Genomic DNA, 1,356 nt, shown 5'->3' on the forward strand with positions numbered 1-1,356 from the left:
CAAAGAGGGGGACCTTCGGGCCTCTCGCGTCAGGATATGCCCAGGTGGGATTAGCTAGTTGGTGAGGTAATGGCTCACCAAGGCGACGATCCCTAGCTGGTCTGAGAGGATGATCAGCCACACTGGAACTGAGACACGGTCCAGACTCCTACGGGAGGCAGCAGTGGGGAATATTGCACAATGGGCGCAAGCCTGATGCAGCCATGCCGCGTGTGTGAAGAAGGCCTTCGGGTTGTAAAGCACTTTCAGCAGTGAGGAAGGCGGGTACGTTAATAGCGTGCTCGTTTGACGTTAGCTGCAGAAGAAGCACCGGCTAACTCCGTGCCAGCAGCCGCGGTAATACGGAGGGTGCGAGCGTTAATCGGAATTACTGGGCGTAAAGCGCATGCAGGTGGTTCGTTAAGTCAGATGTGAAAGCCCGGGGCTCAACCTCGGAACTGCATTTGAAACTGGCGGACTAGAGTACTGTAGAGGGGGGTAGAATTTCAGGTGTAGCGGTGAAATGCGTAGAGATCTGAAGGAATACCGGTGGCGAAGGCGGCCCCCTGGACAGATACTGACACTCAGATGCGAAAGCGTGGGGAGCAAACAGGATTAGATACCCTGGTAGTCCACGCCGTAAACGATGTCTACTTGGAGGTTGTGGCCTTGAGCCGTGGCTTTCGGAGCTAACGCGTTAAGTAGACCGCCTGGGGAGTACGGTCGCAAGATTAAAACTCAAATGAATTGACGGGGGCCCGCACAAGCGGTGGAGCATGTGGTTTAATTCGATGCAACGCGAAGAACCTTACCTACTCTTGACATCCAGAGAAGCCAGCGGAGACGCAGGTGTGCCTTCGGGAGCTCTGAGACAGGTGCTGCATGGCTGTCGTCAGCTCGTGTTGTGAAATGTTGGGTTAAGTCCCGCAACGAGCGCAACCCTTATCCTTGTTTGCCAGCGAGTAATGTCGGGAACTCCAGGGAGACTGCCGGTGATAAACCGGAGGAAGGTGGGGACGACGTCAAGTCATCATGGCCCTTACGAGTAGGGCTACACACGTGCTACAATGGCGCATACAGAGGGCAGCCAACTTGCGAAAGTGAGCGAATCCCAAAAAGTGCGTCGTAGTCCGGATTGGAGTCTGCAACTCGACTCCATGAAGTCGGAATCGCTAGTAATCGTAGATCAGAATGCTACGGTGAATACGTTCCCGGGCCTTGTACACACCGCCCGTCACACCATGGGAGTGGGCTGCAAAAGAAGTGGGTAGTTTAACCTTCGGGAGGACGCTCACCACTTTGTGGTTCATGACTGGGGTGAAGTCGTAACAAGGTAGCCCTAGGGGAACCTGGGGCTGGATCACCTCCTTATACGAA

At 54.7% G+C, this 1,356-nt stretch carries 1 rRNA gene; it reads left to right on the forward strand.

Annotated features, from left to right (window positions below):
• Positions 1 to 1,350: ribosomal RNA gene (locus L2W36_RS27240) — 16S ribosomal RNA — on the forward strand; the annotation flags it as partial.
• Between the last annotated feature and the right edge of the window lie 6 nt (positions 1,351 to 1,356).

Origin of the sequence: Vibrio sp. McD22-P3 (assembly GCF_021568915.1) — a bacterium.
Classification (GTDB): domain Bacteria; phylum Pseudomonadota; class Gammaproteobacteria; order Enterobacterales; family Vibrionaceae; genus Vibrio; species Vibrio mediterranei.